This window comes from Mesotoga sp. B105.6.4, from assembly GCF_002896535.1.
Taxonomy (GTDB): domain Bacteria; phylum Thermotogota; class Thermotogae; order Petrotogales; family Kosmotogaceae; genus Mesotoga.
The window spans coordinates 1-1,224 of the sequence record NZ_JWIM01000127.1 but is presented as its reverse complement, the minus strand read 5'-3'; the positions used below and the strand labels follow the sequence as shown (position 1 = coordinate 1,224).

Below are 1,224 nucleotides of genomic sequence, written 5' to 3'. Positions count from 1 at the left end.
TCAAAGGGTCTTTTTCCCGCAAGCATCAGCTTCCAGATGCTCAAGAACTCCGCGGTAGATCCGCTCAATCTCGCGACGAATCCGGTTCCATGTATAGACTCATCCTGGTTTGCACTGCTCGCTATGAATGACGAGTTCTCCAGAGTGCTTCTTCCGTAGACTGCCGGTTTCATGAACGGTACAAGCACGTTTTTGAAGTCCTCATAGAACTCCTCGTATAGGCCGCTTCTGAGCATTTCGAGAAGGTACTTGTATTCCATGTGAAGCCATATAGATTCGTTTTCCAGCCAACCGGGGGTGAAGGCTCTAGCCCTTCCTATCTCTATCGATTCTCCTCCCAAGGGGGCGTTTACTTTGTACATTTTCAGCTTTCTGTCATACAGTTCGCTCTCTCTGACTCTGGAGTACACCTCTTTCAGAAAGTGTCGATCATCGTGAGTTTTGAATCCCCTGACAATCCCTTCCAGAAAGAGGGGCATTTTTTTCTGCCTGAATTGATCTACTTTCACATGCTTTGCCGATTCGTCTTCCGCCCTTTTGATGATCTCGAACTTTTCAGTTTCATAGAAGAAGTATGTCGGCATTATTCCATCGTTCTTCGCGGTCTCTTTATCAAGAGTCTTTCGCAGTTTGGCGTTGAATCCTTCGAGAGCCCTTGACATCTCAGAAGATCCTATGGAGACTTCCCGGCCTCCAAAACCCAGCTTCGTCTCTTCTCTGTACTTCTCTCTGATTTCGGAAATTCTCTCCCAGAAGCGAAAGTCTCTTCTGTCATCGCGTGAGGCCTCGTAGTCTTCAGTGGCCTCTACAAGTTCACCGATCAGTCTCATGACTTCTTCCGGTATTTTCAGAGTTTCGGACGGGAATTCCTTCAGCATATCCTCCAGGAAGCGAAAAAGCCTGGACAGTTCAAAGGCTTCCGCTACGGACGAACCAAACAAACCCGGCAGACCGTTTAGGGCGTCATACCAGCCGGGCTTACCTGCCTCCATCTCGATTCCGGCACCGGCCGGGTCAAGCGTAGCGTACTTCACTGCCGCCAGGTTTATCAGCTTTTCGACAAGACTGGTCTTGTAGATCTCTCCTGTGCCGCATTGGCTTCTCATTACGTTTTTCGATTCTTCTCTAGACTCGATCATTCTTTTCTTATCCCCGTCTTCGGTTAGAGAAGTGTACTGCCTGACTTTGCCGGTGCTCTCGTCCACAAGTGTGTATCTGATGTTT

Annotated in this window: 1 pseudogene; it reads right to left on the bottom strand. The window is 48.6% G+C overall.

The annotated features are described in order from the left end of the window. Positions 1 to 1,224: pseudogene (locus RJ60_RS15720) on the bottom strand (cellobiose phosphorylase); the annotation flags it as partial.